Source organism: Alistipes shahii WAL 8301 (assembly GCF_025145845.1).
GTDB lineage: Bacteria > Bacteroidota > Bacteroidia > Bacteroidales > Rikenellaceae > Alistipes > Alistipes shahii.
Genome location: NZ_CP102253.1, coordinates 1,228,407 through 1,245,814, shown reverse-complemented (window position 1 = coordinate 1,245,814; position 17,408 = coordinate 1,228,407). Strand labels below are relative to the sequence as shown.

The following is a 17,408-nucleotide window of genomic DNA, read 5'->3' as shown; positions in this document are numbered from 1 at the left end:
GGAGATCGTGCCGCAAAAATTTGACGCCGGAACGTGTCCGGCGCTATCTTGCCCCGAGGCCGGCGTTCACAAAGGGATTTTTAATTATTATTCGTGCTGTCTCAAAACAAAAAGAGACTGCTGCGGATGCAGTCAGTCCCTTTCAGCACGAACGGATCAGCGCACCTCGAACTGCGGTATCCAGGAGAGGGTCTTCCGCAGCTTCCGGCGGTAGAAAAGTTCAGTAAGCGCAAGCAACTCGTAGGCATCGTACAGCATCTGTCCGTTGACGGCACGGGCGCGGATCATCCGCTTTTTACGGCATTGTTCGAGTTGGTGGCAATCCATACCCAGCACCTCGCAGACCTTGCGGGCCGAGAGGAACATCGGGCGGTCACTGTGGCTCAACAGGTGTTCGAAGAGCAGCGTGGATTGTGTCAGCATGAAATGCGTGCGGAGCAGTTTCTCGAAATACATGGACTCCACCAGATAATAAGATCTTTCTGTTGTTTCAGACATAGTATTATGTGTTAAAGATTATGGATAGCTTTTCTCAAAGACTTTTTCTGCTTATGTTCCATTTCAACACGCTCTATGAAGCGGTTGATTTCAGCCGTCGAAAACATTAGACGACGACCGAAATGGAAACCGACAAGCTGACCCGAAGTGCGATAACGGCGCAGTTGACGATCGCTCATCTTCAAAAGGTCGCATACTTCGTCGACTTCCAGAATAGGCATCCCGCAAAGCATATTACGGTGGCGTTTCATAAAGGAGACATCCTCGCGGATCTCTCGGACGATTTCCAAAATCTCATCGAGTCGTTCCATAATCGGGTTGCAGTAGGTTTTCGCCGCAAAGATGCAATGACCGAATGATGAGTTTATACAAGTATGTAAATACATAATATCACTACTGTCCCGTAAAAGCGGGCAAGTCGGTCTTTGAAATAGTTGAAACATAGTCTATTAGAAGTAATTTTTCATGTGCGACGATTTGAATTTGTAATTTTGCAGCCCATAAAGGGACTGCTCTATGAACAAAGACAAATATGTATTCGCTCAATTGGTTGCATTTCTCGACAACAACAAGTTCCGTCACCTGGTTGACAAGTATGATGGGAACAGGTATGTCAAGAACTTCACCTGCTGGAATCAGCTCATGGCACTCATGTTCGGACAACTCTGTAACCGTGAGAGCCTGCGTGATGTTGTCGTTGCATTGGAGACTCACCAATCCAAATGTTATCACCTTGGAATGGGGCGTAATCCAATAGCGAAAACGACATTTGCCACAGCGAATCAGAATCGTGACTACAGGATCTTTGAAGACTTTGCCTTCTTCATGATGGAACAGGCTCGCAAGAAACGAGCAACCGACATCTTCAAGCTGAAGGGGAATGTTTATGCATTTGATTCAACAACGATTCCGCTCTGCTTGTCAGTATTCTGGTGGGCAAAGTTCCGCAAGAAGAAAGGAGGCGTTAAGGCGCATGTCCTTTATGATCTGGAGTCCCAAGTTTCTGCTTTCTTCCATATTACGACTGCATCGGTACACGATTCAAAGGCAATGAAGGAGATTCCCTATGAATCAGGTTCTTACTACGTATTTGACCGTGGTTACAATGCATTCAAGGAACTCTACAAGATTTGTCTTAATGAATCATACTTCGTGGTTCGGGCGAAGAAGAACTTACAGTACAAGTGTACGAAATGGAAACGTAGATTGCCTAAGAATGTGCTTTCTGATTCCGTTATTGAACTCACGGATGTGAACACACAGAAGAAGTTTCCTGAGAGGCTGCGACTTGTGAGATTTCACGATGACGAGCAAGACAGAGACTTCGCATTTTTGACGAATGCATTCCATCTTACCGCTCTCGAAATTGCTAATCTCTACAAGAACCGATGGCAGATTGAGTTGTTCTTCAAGTGGCTCAAGCAGCACCTCAAGATTAAGAAATTCTGGGGCACTACAGAGAACGCTGTCAGAATACAAATTTGCTCTGCAATCATAACTTATTGCCTTGTCGCCATCGTCCAACACGACATGCGACTAAAGCGGTCAACTTATGAGGTCCTGCAGATTTTGAGCATCTCACTAACGGATAAGACTCCACTGAGAGATCTCTTCGAAAAGACTAATTTCAACGATGTCAAAGAACTCGATTATCCCCTCTTGGAGGGACTATTTGATTAATATTAACTTCGTCCCAATTTTAACGGGACACTAATGACATAATATATTTATATACTTTATCGCAAAGTGTCTACACGGAGAATTTCGTTGCCAGTTTCTCCCGGAGCATGGTAACCTCACGGTCGATCATCGGCGGGGTGACTTTCGCATAGATTTGAGTGGTGGTGATATTTTTATGTCCCAGCATCTTCGAAAGCGTCTCCAGACTCACACCGTTCGACAGGCAGATCGTCGTGGCGTACGTGTGCCGGGCAAGGTGGAATGAGAGTTGTTTGTCAATGCCGCACTCCCGGGCGATGTTTTTCAGGCTGTCGTCGATCGAATCGAGTGTAGACATGGCAAAAACACGTCCGTCGCCGGTCAGACCCCGATACTTGTTCAGGATGAACAACGCATAAGGCAGCAACTTGACAACGTATTTGGTTTCGGTCTTCTGGCGGTTGCCGCTGATCCACCACTCGCCCTGCGCATCCTGCTCGATCCGGTCATAGGTCAGCGAGGCCATATCCGCATAGCAGATGCCCGTAAAGCAGGAGAACAGGAACATATCGCGGTTATAGTCCTGACGCTTATACCGCAGCTCGGTAGTCATCATACGCCGGAGTTCATCTTCCGTTAAAAAACTACGTTCCGGATTCGGAGCCGTATATTGATAGAGGGAAAAGGGGTTGCGAGGCATCCAGCCGTTGTTGAACGCGATTTTGACAACGTATTTCAGGCATTTGAGATAACCGCTGACGGTCGTAGGCTTGAGCCCCAGATCGGATTTAAGGTAGACGTGGTATTGCTCGATGAACGACTGTTCCAACTCCGCCAACGGCATATCGCTCACGTTATACTCCTTACGCATGAAAGTCCGCAGATGGTCGATGGATTTATAGTAGCGGTTCCATGTACCGTGGCAGCGGTCGATGCCGACACGTTTCTTGAGGTCGCCGGTGAATTTCTCGAACGCTTCGAGAAGCAGCCGGTATTTCTCTCCGAAGCCGAGATAGGCATTCTTGACCTTTTCGGCCGTAACGTATGACTCCCGGTCGCAGATATCCTGATAGTGCTTGCCGATCTGGGTGCGGATGTTGTCCAGATGACGGTTGATGCGATCCGCTTCGAGACTGCGGCCTTTGGCGCGGCCGCCGCTGACCTCCCAAAGCATCTCCGGAACGGAGAGCTTCGCGCTGAACTGGGCGATGCTACCGTTGACCGTGATGCGACCCATGACAGGGACGACTTTCTGATCTTTGTCTTTGTTCCTTTTAAGGTAGAACAGAACCTTGAACGTGCTGCGCATAAACTCTGCTTTTTAGGGTTGCAAAAATAATTTCAGCAGAGTCGTATGTCAAGATGAATAACGATGCAAGAAACTGAAAATCACGTTTCTATGAATAATAGAGCGAAAGAAACGAGGTAACGATTTGGAAACCGAAACCTCGTTTAACATTACCTTATTCTACTTTTTTTCTAAAACAAAGGTACTGAAGAAAAGTGTATAATTATTTGATTATCTTTTGCTTTACACTTTTTTATACCTCTGTTTTTTATCCCCGGAACTTCGGAACCATTACGGGGATGTTCCGTTATTTCAGGGCCGTGTCGTTCAGTTTCCGGCCGGCGTCTGCCCGACGACCTCGACCCATTCGCCCTTCCGGAGCGCCCGCACCGAGTTGTCGTACATCGCCTCGCAGCAGACCGAGGGGAGGTAGTAGCGGCCCTTGTAGGTCGCCGTGAGTTTGATCGGGATCTCCTTGCTTTCGCCGCTCCGGAGGTCGAAGTAGCTCAAAACCCGGTCGTCGCGGATGTCCTGGTAGGTGACCGTCGAAAGGTCCCGTTCGGAGGTGATCTCCCAGCCTGCCGGGACGATGTGCGTCAGGGCCAGGTCGGCGTAACGCTCGTAGCCGCTGGTGTTCGTGACCGTCACCACGGCGTAGAAGTCCGTCGACACGGCGACCGACCGCGGGTCGAGCGGCGCGCCGTTCATGTCCCGGTAGCGGACGTCGATCTTCAGGCTGCTTGCGGCTTCCGCCTCCTCGCCCTTGCCGGGCGTGTAGCTCTGGCTCACGACCAGATGGAGGCTGCCCGTGCCGGTGTTCCTCACTTCGGTTGGGGCGGTGAGCGGCATGGAGGCGATCGACTTGGCGCTTCGGATCGGTTCCCGGCCGATCCGGGCGTCGATCCCCGTCTGTCCCGTGGAGGCGAAATTCGCCAGCGTGTTGAGCATCCAGGCCGTCGACTGCGTACTTAACCACTTGTCCTTCTTCAGGATGTCGGACATTTTGAGGGCCGTGCGGAACGCCGCTTCGCGCTGTCCGAGCAGCGTCTGCGTCATCAGCACGATCGCCATCTGCCGTTCGGGACTGTTATAGGTTCCGTCGTAGGGGTCGGCCTTCGGAGCCGCCGTGCCGGCGGTCTGTGCGGTCAGCTCTTCGGCCACCTTCCGGTTGCCGTCGAGGGCGTAGGCTGCGGCCAGCAGCCATCGCGCGTCGCTGCCGGCCTGCGCCGACCTCTCCCGCAGGCGGTTCATGGCGCCCCGGTCGGGCGTGCCGGCCAGTGCGAGGACGTATTGTGCGTAAGCCAGCGTCAGCGGATTGTCGAAGGTGTTGCCGCGCAGGTATTTGAGTGCGCGTTCGAGCGTCGTCCGGTCGACGGCGTAGCCGTATTTCGCGGCTTCGGCCATGAAATGGACCGCATAGGCCGTGCCCCACTCCGAAGGCGAAGTTCCGCCGCTCCAGTAGGCGAATGCGCCGTTGGAGAGCTGATAGCCGCCCAGCCGCGACAGGACGCTCTTGATATTGCGGTCGATGTCCTGCAACATCTCTTCGTCGCACTCGGCTATGGAGTGTAGGTAGAGTTGCGGGAAGGCTCCCGAGGTGATCTGCTCGATGCAGCCGTGGGGGTAGCGCACGAGGTATTCGAGGCGGCGCGAAAGGTCGATCGGAGGAATCGACGAAAGCTCCAGACGGGCCGTTCCGGAGGCTTTCAGGGGCTTGACGGAGACCGTTTCGCCCGGCTGGAGGATGTGCTCTTCCGAGGTCGTGACGTAGGGATTCGGCTCCCGCACGTCGATCTCGATCTCCGAGGCGGAGTTGTCGCCGGAAGAGGCCGCCGTGACGCGGACCTTCCCGATTCCGGTCTGCCGGCCCGCCTTGAGCCGGAAGGTGACGACCTGTTCGCCCTCGTCGCCGAGGACGACGCTCCGGCTCTGCGGCCCGACCACGGAGAACGCTTCGTTCACGCTCACCCGGACGTCGGTTTTGCCGACCCCTTTTTCGAGGGCGAAGACCGTGACCGGAAGTTCGATCTCCTCCTCCGTGGAGACCACGCGGGGCAGGGTCGCCTGCACCAGAAGCGGTTTTTTCACGGCGACCTCCTTCGCCGCGGAGCCGAAGGCGCGGCCGTTGGACGCTACGACCATCACGCGCACCGACCCGAAGTAGGGCGGCAGCGCGATCTTGTGGGTGTTGGTCTTCCCGGCGCCCAGCTTCTCGGCGCCGAGGAACCGCACGACGGGTTTGAACCGCTGCGCCCGGAGCGCTCCGGTGTTCGGCTGCTCGGCGTCGCCGCCGATGGCGAACAGCTGCTCGATGCGGCCGCCGTAGGCGCCGATGACATGGTCGAACAGGTCCCACGTGCGGACGCCCAGCGCTTCGGTGGCGTTGAAATAGAGGTAGGGGTCGGGCGTCCTGAAACGCGTCAGCCCCAGCAGCCCCTCGTCGACCAGCGCCAGCACGTAGCTCATCCGCCTGCCGTTCCGCTCGCGGACCCGGATCGTGATTTCCGACTCGGGTTTCACCGATTCGGGCATCTCGACGACGGGCGCCAGGCGCGTGCCGGCGTCCTCGACCGGAAGCCGCAGAACGCCGAACAGCCTAATCGGCGCGTCGTTGAGCGTGTTGCCGTGGGGTTGGACGAGGGTCACCGAGACGTAGACGTTCGGGGCCATGCCCTCCCTGACGGGAATCTCGAAGGAGGTCTGCCGGTCGGTGCACGCTATCCAGCGGCTTTCGCGGACGAAGCTGCCGCTCTCGACGCTCACCAAGGCCCGGGCGCCCGGGGACGAAGGAATGGTGATCTTGGCCTTGTCGCCCGGCACGTATTTGTCCTTGTCGCGGGCGATGGCCAGGCGTGTCGCGGCGTCGGTCACCGAGGAGATGCCGCCCCGGTGATCGGACGACGACACGCAGACGACGCACGTCGCCGAATGCGCCTGCCGCGCGCCCGTCACGCGGATGAGGTAATAGCCGTAATCGCCCGCACTCCAGCGCATCGTGACCTGTCCCGTGCCGTTCGAGAGGGTGGCCCGCAGGGTTTTGTACTGGGCGTTGAGCGCGCTTTTGGCGTAGCGGGCCTGGGAAGCCGCCGACGAGGCGTCCCACCACCAGTAGGAACTCATCCTGTAAACCGTCACGGTCGCCTCCTCCGTGCCCGTCGCGGGGCGGCCCCGGGCGTCGAGCAGGACGAGCCGCAGCGCATGGTCGCGTTTGCTGTCGAGGTACTCCTCGCCCCAGTCGCTTTGTTGGGCGGTTACGCCGATTCCGAAATAGGCGTTGTAGGGCGAGACGGCCGCGATCTGCTGGTCGACGCTGAAATCGCCGCTCTTTTCGAAGACCTTGACGGTGAATTTGCCGTTCAGCATCCCCGGACTCAACCCTTCCAGCGAGGAGAGCCGGTCGGTGGTCAGTTGCAGCGCGCCGTCGGTGCCGGTCGTGCCGGAGACGATCTCCCGCTCCTCGGGGGCGAACTGCTTCGTGGCGTCGTCGAACGAATAGTCGGGGTAACCCTTGAAGCGCGTCGGAATCTGCGACAGCTGCGCCTGGAGCGTGACTTTCGATCCTGCGGCCGGTGCGCCGTGCAGCCACCGGGCCGTCAGCCGGCCGGTGAACTCCTTCGCGTCGACGGTCTGTCCGTCGCCGAGGCGCATCTCGATCTTCATCCGGTTGGGCTTGACGGCGTCCACGCGGATGTTTTTCTCGAACGTCGCGCCGCCGAAGGTCGCCTTCGCGCGCCAGATTCCCGTGGGGGAGGCGGGCGTCGTCCGTAATTTGAACGTATGGATTCCGTCCGTGGAACCGCTGCTGACCGCCGACTGCACCAACTGCCCGTTGGGGTTGTAGAACTCCAGCGACGCCGGGTGGTTCTCCGGCAGCGGGTTGTCCGAGGCGACGATCAGCGTGAGGTAAATTTCGTCGCCCGGGCGCCAGACGCCCCGTTCGCCGAACAGATAGCCCTTTATCCCCTTCGTGTCGGTCGTGCCGCCCACGTCGAAATTGCTCAACGAAAGCGCCGCGCCCCGCTCCACCCGGACGAAGGCCGCGTCGCCGTTAGCCTCGGCCAGCACCGTGTAGGGTTCGTCCCCGCATTTCAGCACGGCGCGTCCTTCGGAGTCGGTGACGGCTTCGGCCAGCTGCTGGTTCTGGCGGTCGTAGGCCCGGACCTTGCAGCTGCCTTTCGGGCGCGCCGAGACCAGGTCGGTGGTGTAGACGATCAGCTCCCCGTCGCCGCTGCTCTTGCAGATGATGCCGATGTCGGACTGGATGACGACCTTCGACCGCTCGGCGTAGGTCCGGTAGTCGCCGAAATAGTAGTCGTAATCGTTGCTCTCGACCGGAATCAGCGGGTCGACGCCCTTGATTTCGAGCAGGTACATCGACTTCCGGCTGTCGGTGATCAGGCGGCTGAGGTCGAGCGAGTAGCTGTTGGTGCGGTCGAGCCGCGTCGAGGCCTTGTCTCCGAGGTCGATGGTCGTGTCTCGGACGATGCGGGAGACGTACTCCATGTCGGAGAAATAGGTGTCGCCGTAGTAGTTCCGCTGGAAGAATTGCAGCAGGTTGTTGGCGAAGATCTTCCGCACGCGCACCCGCGCCCGGGCGAAGTTCACCGATTCGAACAGCAGGCTCATGCGGTTGGACGAGGGCAGGATGGAGCCTTTGCCCGTGAAGCGGATCGCAGGGGCCTGCGAGGGCAGCGCCGCGGTGAAGGTGTAGCTTTCGTCGAGCCGGCGCCCCGCCTTGTTCTGCACCTCGCGGCTGATTTCAACCTCGTAGTTCCCCGTGAGTTGCGTTTCGGGGTAGATGTAGAGGCGGTTCCGGTCGACCGAGGTCCGGAATTTCGGGTCGAAGCGGATCAGGTTCCTGAAATCCTGGTTGGGCTTGAGCGGCTCGGAGAAGGTGACGACCACGGCCAGCGGCTCGGTCTGCACGGTGTGGTCCAGTACGATGTATTCGCCCTTGCGGGGGACCTCCATCTCGACGTTCCGCTTCGGGTCGAGGTCGAAGTCGAGGGTCAGCTTGTAGCTTTCGTCGCTGCGGGTCGGGATGTTTTCGACCCGGTATTTGTGGACCGTGCCGTCCTCCGAATGGGTCCAGGTCACTTCGGGTTTCAGAAGTCCCTTGATCTTGAGCCGCTGCTCCACGTAGTCGTCGGCGGCGTAATCCGACGAGACCATTTCGCCGACCAGCACGTAGTATTTCAGGTCGTCGCTCTGCTGCAACCAGCAGGGGTTGTAGGAGAAACGCAGTTTCGGCGTCGAGAATTCGAACTCGGCGACGCCTTTGGCCTTTCCGCCGGTGAGTTTCGATGCGTCGAGCGCCACCTTGTAGCGGGTGTCGCTCTTCAGGGGAGATTTCGGGACGATGCGCAGCGTCCGCACGCCCAGCCGGGAAACTTCGACGTCGGCCGACGGGGTGAACGATACGGCGTCCTCCAGGTCGTCTTCGGCCAGTTCGACGCCCTCGCGCAGGGTCACCTGAACCGGCATCCGGACGCCCGACAGTCCGTTGGTCGACGACTCGACGATGTCGCTCGCCGGGCGGCTGCATGCGGCGGACAGCAGGACGATGAGGGCAAACAATGCGGCGCGGAATGGTTTCATGGTGCGTTTTTTTAGGTAACTTTGCGTTGGATACGGCGGGGTGCGCATATCTTCCACCAAAGATATATAAAATATGTCAAAAATGATGTCGAAAAAAAGAATCTGCCTCCTCGCGGTCGGGCTTACCCTGCTGCTCGCCGCGGGTTTTTTCCTCGCCCTGCCGCGGACGCTCTTCGACGAGCCGTTCTCCGCGACGGTGTGGAGCCGCGACGGGCGGCTTCTTTCGGCGAAGGTCGCCCCCGACGGGCAGTGGCGGTTCTTTCCGACGGACAGCGTGCCCGGGAAGTTCCGCACCGCAATCACGACCTACGAGGACAAGCGTTTCGACCGTCATTTCGGAGTCGATCCGCTGGCGCTGGCGCGCGCCGTGGGGCAGAACCTCGCGGCGGGGCGGATCGAGAGCGGCGCCAGCACGCTCACGATGCAGACCATCCGTTTGAGCCGCGGCGGGAAGCCCCGGACCTTTGGCGAAAAGTTCGTCGAAGCGGTGCTGGCGCTGCGGCTCGAAATGCGGTGCAGTAAGGAGGAGATTCTGGCCCTGTATGCCGCCCATGCGCCCTTCGGCGGCAATGTCGTGGGGCTGGAGAGCGCTTCGTGGTACTATTTCGGCCGCAGCGCGCGGGACCTTTCGTGGGCCGAAAGCGCCCTGCTCGCCGTGCTGCCCAACGCGCCTTCGCTGATCCACATGAAGCGCAATCGCGAACGGCTGCGCGAGAAGCGCGACAGGCTGCTCGACCGCATCCGGAGCGGCGGGCACATCGACTCCCTGACGTGCGCCCTGGCCAAGCTGGAACCGCTGCCCGAAGCTCCCGAACCGATGCCGATGGAGGCGATGCACCTGCTGGGCAAGATGCGCACGGGGGCGCTGCGCTCGACGCTCGACGCCGACCTTCAGGGGCGGGTGAACGCCTTGGCGCGGCGTTACAACGCGCAGTATCGGGGCAACCGGATCAACAACCTGGCCGTCGTGGTGATGGACGTGCGGAGCGGGGAGGCGCTGGCCTATGCCGGCAACGTCTACGACCCCGGGGACCGGAGTGCGGGAACCGGCGTCGACGTCATCCCCGCGCGGCGCAGCAGCGGCAGCGTGCTCAAACCGATCCTCTACGCCGGGATGCTCGACGACGGCACGGCGCTTCCGACGATGCTTTTCCCCGACGTGCCGACCTATTACAGGGATTTCACGCCGCAGAACTACAACCGCACGTTCGACGGCGCGGTTCCCGCCGACCGGGTGGTCGAGCGTTCGCTCAACGTCCCGTCGGTGCGGATGCTCGACAAATACGGCCGGGAGAATTTTCTGTCGCTGGTGCGGGGGCTGGGTTTCCGCACGATCGACCGCAGCGCCGACCATTACGGGCTGTCGCTGATTCTGGGCGGCGCGGAGATCACGCTGTGGGACCTCACGGCCGCCTATATGCTGATGGCGGCCAAACTCGGCGGGCAGGAGACGATCCGCCGGCCGCACTACGACGCGTCGTCGGCCGAGACCGTTGCGGCCGGCGACATTCCCCTCTCGCGGGGTGCGCTGTGGCTGATGTTCGAGGCGATCAGCCGCGTCACGCGCCCCGAGGAGGAGGGCGAGTGGCAGTATTTCGCCTCGTCGAAGAAGATCGGCTGGAAGACCGGGACGAGCTACGGCAACCGCGACGCATGGGCCGTCGGGGCGACGCCCGACTACGCCGTGGGCGTCTGGGTCGGGAACTGTTCGGGCGAAGGGCGGCCGCTGATGACGGGCGTGGGGTACGCTGCGCCCGTCCTGTTCGAGGTGTTCGGCCTGCTGCCCGGGAGCGAGTGGTTCGCAGAGCCTTACGGCGACCTGGAACCCGCCGTGGTCTGCCGTCAGAGCGGATTTCTGGCCTCGCAGGTGTGCCCCGACCGCGATACGCTGATGATTCCGCGGACTGCCGCCCCGGGCGAGGTCTGCCCCTATCACCGGATCGTCAATTTGAGTCCCGACCTGAAATACCGCGTGACGACCGACTGCTGCGATCCGGCCCGCATCGTCCGCAGGCCGATGTTCATTCTGCCGCCCGCGCAGGAGTGGTACTACCGGAGACAGCATCCGGACTACCTCCCGCTGCCGCCGCTGCACCCCGGCCTGTCGGGCCGCGGGGCGGGAAACGACCCCATCGAGATCATCTATCCGCAGCCGGGGCGCGTGCTGGTGGCCCCGAAGTCGCTCGAAGGCCGGCAGCAGAGCCTCGTCTTCACGGCCGTGCACCGCGACCGCAACGCCGTGCTGTTCTGGCATCTCGACGACCGGTATCTCGGCGCGACCTCGCTGGAGCACAAACTCTCGGTCCGGCCCGCTCCCGGGCGTCACCGCCTGACGGTGATCGACGAGCACGGGGCCTCCCGAAGCGTCGCGTTCAGCTGCCGGTAGGGCGGATTTCCGGCGCAGGGCCTCTTCGCCTGACGGATGCCCGCAGACAATCCGGCGTTTCGGGTCCGACGGAAAACGCCGCAGCAAGGGATGATCCCCTGCTGCGGCGTTCGTGTGTTTCCACCGGGGCGGGCGTTATTTCACCCCGAAGCGGTAGATGCAGACCTGTGTGTATTCTTCGCCCGGACGCAGTACGGTCGAGGGGAAGTTGTCGTGGTTGGGGCTGTCGGGATACTTCTGCGTTTCGAGCGCCAGCGATTCGCGGTAGCGCAGCGGTTTGCCGTATTTGCCGTTCGCTTTGCCGTCGAAGAAGTTGCCGCTGTAGAACTGCATGGCGGGCTGGTCGGTCAGCACCTCGATCGTGCGGCCCGAAGCGGGTTCCCAGACCGTGGCCGCCGGCTCGATGCCGTCCGCGGTCTTGCGGTCGAGGACCCAGTTGTGGTCGTAGCCCGCGCCGTTGCGCAGCTGCTCGTTGTCGGCGCCGATGCGCTCGCCGATGGCGTGCGGCTGGCGGAAGTCGAAGGGCGTGCCCGTGACGTCGGCGATCTCTCCGGTGGGGATCAGCACCGAGTCGACCGGCGTGGTGTGGCTGGCGTTGATGGTCATGACGTGGTCGAGGATCGTGCCGTTACCCTCGCCCTTGAGGTTGAAGAAGGGGTGGTGCGAGAGATTCACCACGGTCGGCTTGTCGGTCGTGGCGCTGTAGTCGATCCGGAATTCGTTTTCGGGCGTGAGCGAGTAGGTCATCTCGATTTGCAGGTTGCCCGGAAAACCCTCCTGCCCGTCGGCGTGGAGGTACTTCATCACCAGCTGGTCTTCCGAGGCCGAAACCACGTCCCAGACCACGCGGTCCAGGCCGTCGATTCCGCCGTGGAGCGTCTGGCCGTTGTTGTTGATCGGCAGGTTGTACTCCGTGCCGTCGAGCGTGAAGCTGCCCTTGGCGATGCGGTTGGCGTAGGGTCCCACGACCGCGCCGAGGAAGCGTTCGCCGTCATTGTTGATGTAACGGTCGATCGTCTCGTAGCCGAGCACGATGTCTTCGTAGTCGCCCGCGCGGTCGGGAGTCCAGAGCGACACGACGCGGGCGCCGTAGTTGGTGACCTGCATGGTCACGTCGCCCGCGCGGAGCGTGTAGATTCCGACGGGTTTGCCGTCCGCCTCCGTCTGGAAGGCTTCGTTGCTGAAGAGGGTGATTTTCGGCTCCTGGCTTCCGCAGGCGGCCAGCAGCAGGGCGCATAATGCGATGAAATTTCTTTTCATGGGTCGGTTTTTTGGGTTCTTGTCTGCAAAGTTAATTATTCCGTGCGTTTTGTGGCCGGGCTTTGCCGGTTTTTTTCTTTTTGGCCCGGGGCGTGTCGGCCGCCTCCTTGTGGAACATGTGCTCCTTGGCCTCCATCTCCGTCTGCTGGCCCTTGTCGCCCTGGCGTTCCATCCATTGCAGCAGTTTGGTGCGCAGCGCTGCCTTTTCGGCGGCGTACCGGGGATCGTCGGCCAGGTTGCGGGTCTGGAACGGATCGTTGACGATGTCGTAAAGCTCTTCGCCGGGGCGGTGCTGGTAGCGGTCCACCTGTCCGCGGGCGAATTCGTCGGTCGCGGCTTTCTCCTTCCACGAAGCCCACCAGTCGCGTTTCGGGTGCGTGGACATGCACTTGAACGTCGCCTCGGGCGTGAGGTTTAGGATGTAGGCGAAGCGGTCGCTGCGCACCGAGCGGATGCCGTAGTGTTCCGGTCCGGCGTGGATGCCGCGGCTGGTCTGGATGGCGTAGACCTCCTGTTTGAAACTCTTGGCCTTTCCCCGGATGACGGGCAGGAAACTGCGTCCGTCGAGTCCTTCGGGAGTCTTTCCGCCGGCGATGTCCGTCAACGTCGGGGTCACGTCGACGTATTCGCACATGGCGTCGGTCGTCGTGCCGGGTTTCACCACGCCCGGCCAGCGTACGATGAAGCCCGTTTGCAGGCCTTCGTCGTAACAGGTCCACTTGCCGAACGGGAACGAATAACCCTGTTCGCTGGTGAAGATGAAGACGGTGTTTTCGTCAAGCCCGTATTTGCGGAGCAGGGAGTCCACCGCGCCCACCTGGCTGTCCAGCACGTTGATCTCCGCGAGGTAGTTGCGGAACTGGCGGCGCGTTTCGGGCGTGTTGACGAGGTTGCAGGGCAGCGTGAGGTCGTCGGGATTCCAGAGGCTGCGGTCGCCGAGCGTCCACGGGTCGTGAGGCTCGGTCGAACCGACGTAAAGGAAGAACGGTTCGCCCGTCTGCGCCACGTCGGCCAGGAACGGTTCGATCTTTTCGGGGTGCACGCTCCGCAGCGACTCCTCCGAAAGGAACTCGAACGGGAAGGCTTTGATCGGCGCGATGTGCCGCTTGCCCTGCAGGGCGACGCGGTAACCGGCTTCCTTGAGGTATTCGGGCAGCGTCTGCACCCCCTCGTCGAGCCGCGTGTGGTTGGGATAGGCTCCCGAACGGACGGGGTAAAGCCCCGTGAGCAGGCAGTGGCGCGTCGGGGAACTCATGGCCGTCGCCTGGAAGAAGCGCTCGAAACGCAGGCCCTGTGCGGCCAGCCGGTCGATGTTGGGCGTGATGGCGTCAGGGCTTCCGTAACAGCCCAGGTCGTAATGGCGGCAGTCGTCGGCGATGACGAGCACGATGTTGGGGCGCTTCGGGTTTTGCCGGGCGGGTTTGGCGGCCTGGGCCGCGCCGCCGGAGAGCAGGGCCAGCGAAGCCCCGAGTCCGATCTTACCGGCGGGTATTGTCTTGTTTCTCATGGTCGTTCTGTCCGGAGGCGAGTTATTGTTTCCCGGTGCCGATGCGGGGACGGCGCTCCCACCAGGCCAGCACGGTCTTCGAAAGGTCGCGGACCAGCGCGGGATTCTTCTCCGCGAGGTTCTTCGTTTCGTTGATGTCGGCGGCGATGTCGTAGAGCTGGGCGTTGGAACCGTCGGGGTTGAGGAGCAGTTTCCAGTTACCGCGACGGATCGCCAGCGAGGGGCTGCGGTGGTAGCGGTCGCGGGGGAACATGAACGCTTCGTTGCGGCCGAAGTCCCACATCAGGTCGCCTTTGCGGACCGAGGGCTTTCCGAGCAGGGCGCGGCTCATGTCCTCGCCGCTCGAACGGTAGCCTTTCGGCAGCCGTGCTCTGGCGATCTTGCAGAGCGAGGGCAGCAGGTCGACAGCGCAGACGACCGTCGTGTCGTCGACCTTGCCGGCCTCGATCACTCCGGGCCAGCGGATGATGAACGGCATGCGGATGCCGCCTTCGTAGAGGCTGTTCTTCACGCCGCGCATGCCGTTCGTGCGCAGCTGGCGGAAGCTCGGGGCCGGACCGTTGTCCGAGGTGAAGATGACGATGGTGTTGTCGCTCAGTCCCAGCTGGTCGAGCTGCGTGAGGAATCGGCCGATCTGACGGTCGTACTCGGCGAGCACCTCCGAGAAGTTGGGCTGCGAGTTCCAGTCCTTCTGCTTGTGCTGCGACTCCTCGTCGGGGACCCACGGCGTGTGCATGTCGTCGGGCCAGAGGTTCACGAAGCAGGGCTTGTCCTTGTGGCGCACTAGAAAATCGAGCGTCTTGTCGACGAAGTAGCCCGTGCGGTTCCAGCGTTTCACGTCGTCCTTGTCGCTCCAGATCCAGTTCGTGGCGGTCAGTTCGGGAGCCGGGTCGGGGCTTTCCCATGTCGAACAGTACTCGTCGAAGCCGAACGAGGGGATCGACGGCGCGTCCTTCACGTCGCGCCCGCCGCCCATGTGCCACTTGCCGAAGTGCCCGGTGGCGTATCCGGCGTCGCGGAGGATGCGGGCCATCGAGGGCGCGGCGGCGGTGAGGTAGTCAGCCTGTTCGCAGGCGGCGTTGCCCTTGCGGCTCTGGAGGTAGGTGTTGATGCCCCACTCCATCGGGAACATGCCCGTGGTGAGGCCCACGCGTGAGGGCGAGCTGACCGGAGCCGAGGTGTAGTAGCTGTTCAGGACCAGTCCCTGCGAAGCCAGACGGTCGATGGCGGGCGTTTCGATCCAGCCCGTGCTGGTGCACGAGAGGTCGCCGATGCCCATGTCGTCGGTGTAGATGATCACGATGTTCGGACGGCCCTGCGGCGTTTGCGCCTTGGTTTTTGCGGGGGTCTGCGCTGTGGCCGAAGCGACGGTTCCGGCGCCCAGCAGTCCGGTGAGGATGGTGCGGTTATTCATGTCTTGAAGTTTTGTGAGTTTGCGGGTGGTTCTTGCCGGCCCGGGGAGCGGCCGCGCGCCGAGGTACGGCCGTGTCCGGATTCCGGTCCTGTTCCGATCGCAAGGTAACCATTATATAGGAGCCGGAGGCTAAAAAATTAGCCAAAACAGGCCACGGAATGTTCAAAATGCTGCCGGAGACCGGAATCCGGGGCTTTGCGGCGGGTCTTCCGGCCGCGGTCGGACCCCGGCCCGGGGCGGTTTGCAGAAATCGCGACATTTTTTGAACAAAAAACGACTTCGTTTCCCCGGGGAAATGAATACCTTGCGGACAACTAAATCCAAAACTCGAAATGAATCGGAATCTACTCTGCGGAAGCCTGCTCGGAACAGGCGCCTGCCTTGCCGCCGCACTTCCGGCCGTGGCCGCCGGGACCGGCGAACGCCCTAACATCCTGTTCATCGTGGCCGACGACCTGGGCTGGGGCGACGTGGGCTATCACGGAAGCGTCATCCCCACGCCCAACATTGATGCGCTGGCCGCCAGGGGCATCGAGATGAACCGTTTCTACACCGCTCCGGTCAGTTCGCCGACCCGTGCGGGGCTGATGACCGGGCGTTATCCCAGCCGTTTCGGCATCCGGAAAACCGTCATTCCGCCCTGGCGCGATTACGGACTCGATCCCGAAGAACAGACTTTGGCCGACATGCTCGCCGCCAACGGGTACGCTCACCGCGCGATCGTCGGCAAGTGGCATCTGGGCCACGGGCGCCGGGCGTATTATCCGCTCAACCGCGGATTCACCCATTTTTACGGCTGCCTGAACGGCGCGCTCGATTACTTCACCCACGAACGCGAGGGTGAACTGGATTGGCACAACGATTGGGAGTCGTGCCGCGACGAGGGCTATTCGACCGACCTGATCGCTGACGAGGCCGTGCGCTGCATCGGGGGGTACGCCTCCGAGGGGCCGTTCTTCCTCTACGTGGCGTTCAATGCGCCCCATACGCCTTTCCAGGCTCCCGAAGACGAGATCGCCGAGCATATTTCTCCGGAGAAGTTCGCCGCGCTGACTCCCCGCGAGAAGGATGCCTACACCTACCGCGCCATGGTGACCCGCATGGACAAGGGCGTGGGCCGCATCCTCGAAAAACTGGAGCGGAGCGGCCTCGTGGAAAATACGCTGGTGCTCTTTATGAGCGACAACGGCGGCATTCCGAACCTGCCCGGCGGGTCGAGCTGCGCGCCGCTGCGCGGCCACAAGGGGCGGGAATGGGACGGTGGCTTACGCGTTCCGGCCGTCCTCTGCAGGAAAGGGCGGTTCGCGGAAGGCGTCCGCTCGGAACAGCTTGCGGCGTTCGTCGACATGGCCCCCACGATCGCCGCGCTGGTCGGTGCCGGGGAGCCTCCGCGTCCCTACGACGGTGTGAACCTGCTTCCGGCGCTTACGGGTGAAACCGCCTCGTTCCCGCGCGATCTCTACCTCGGCTGCGGCGCGGCGGTCAGCGGCGACTGCAAGCTGATTCTCAAAGGGGGCAGCCGCGCGATGCAGCTCAAGAGCGATTATCTGGTCTATTATCCCGAAGATGCCTATGAGGCGCAGAACCGGATCGAAGAGCATGCTGCCGAAGCCGAGCGCCTGCGCCGATACATCATCCGCTACGACACGATCCGTCCCGCGCATCCCGAACTGCCCTACGGGCAGGGCAAGGAGGGCTTCAAGGCCCCTGCGGAGTGGCGCGTGACCAAACCCTGAAAACCGGGCTCTCCGCAGATAGCGGCAGGAGCGGGAGCATTTTTTGGAAGAACAGCGCTCCC

10 protein-coding genes are annotated in these 17,408 nt (G+C 61.0%); 3 read left to right on the top strand and 7 right to left on the bottom strand.

The features are described from left to right. Positions 1–156 precede the first annotated feature (156 nt). A complete protein-coding gene (locus tag NQ492_RS05235; protein WP_259873871.1) occupies positions 157–498 on the bottom strand; it encodes a hypothetical protein in 342 nt (113 codons plus the stop codon). An 11-nt stretch (positions 499–509) separates the two neighbouring features. Further along, the gene (locus tag NQ492_RS05230) at positions 510–809 is read right to left on the bottom strand and encodes a helix-turn-helix domain-containing protein (protein ID WP_082426838.1); all 300 of its coding nucleotides are present in this window, start codon (positions 807–809) and stop codon (positions 510–512) included. A 205-nt stretch (positions 810–1,014) separates the two neighbouring features. Between NQ492_RS05230 and NQ492_RS05225 the strand changes: the two genes are divergently transcribed. Then, on the top strand, positions 1,015–2,178 hold the full coding sequence (locus NQ492_RS05225) for an IS4 family transposase (RefSeq protein WP_141405246.1): 1,164 nt from the start codon (positions 1,015–1,017) through the stop codon (positions 2,176–2,178). Positions 2,179–2,248: 70 nt separating this feature from the next. Here the strand turns inward: NQ492_RS05225 and NQ492_RS05220 are convergent, their stop codons facing one another. Further along, complete coding sequence (locus tag NQ492_RS05220; protein WP_118407007.1) at positions 2,249–3,466, bottom strand: site-specific integrase; 1,218 nt, start codon at positions 3,464–3,466, stop codon at positions 2,249–2,251. Positions 3,467–3,772: 306 nt separating this feature from the next. Next, positions 3,773–9,043, bottom strand: a complete 5,271-nt coding sequence (locus NQ492_RS05215) for an MG2 domain-containing protein (protein ID WP_259873866.1) — start codon at positions 9,041–9,043, stop codon at positions 3,773–3,775. Positions 9,044–9,125: 82 nt separating this feature from the next. On the opposite strand from NQ492_RS05215, the gene pbpC reads away from it, so the two are divergent. Next, a complete protein-coding gene (gene pbpC / locus NQ492_RS05210) occupies positions 9,126–11,429 on the top strand; it encodes a penicillin-binding protein 1C (protein WP_015545717.1) in 2,304 nt (767 codons plus the stop codon). A gap of 135 nt (positions 11,430–11,564) precedes the next feature. Here pbpC and NQ492_RS05205 read toward each other — a convergent pair whose 3' ends face one another. From NQ492_RS05205 to NQ492_RS05195, 3 genes are read right to left on the bottom strand one after another with little or no spacing between them, the layout of a single operon-like run. Then, a complete protein-coding gene (locus NQ492_RS05205; protein WP_022061811.1) occupies positions 11,565–12,689 on the bottom strand; it encodes an aldose epimerase family protein in 1,125 nt (374 codons plus the stop codon). A gap of 31 nt (positions 12,690–12,720) precedes the next feature. Beyond that, positions 12,721–14,196, bottom strand: coding sequence for a sulfatase family protein (locus NQ492_RS05200; protein WP_259873863.1), 1,476 nt, complete (start codon positions 14,194–14,196; stop codon positions 12,721–12,723). A gap of 22 nt (positions 14,197–14,218) precedes the next feature. Beyond that, entirely contained in the window at positions 14,219–15,610 is a 1,392-nt protein-coding gene (locus NQ492_RS05195; RefSeq protein WP_259873862.1) for a sulfatase family protein, read from the bottom strand. Positions 15,611–15,942: 332 nt separating this feature from the next. Between NQ492_RS05195 and NQ492_RS05190 the strand changes: the two genes are divergently transcribed. Beyond that, complete coding sequence (locus tag NQ492_RS05190; RefSeq protein WP_015545718.1) at positions 15,943–17,346, top strand: arylsulfatase B; 1,404 nt, start codon at positions 15,943–15,945, stop codon at positions 17,344–17,346. The last annotated feature ends 62 nt before the right edge of the window (positions 17,347–17,408 follow it).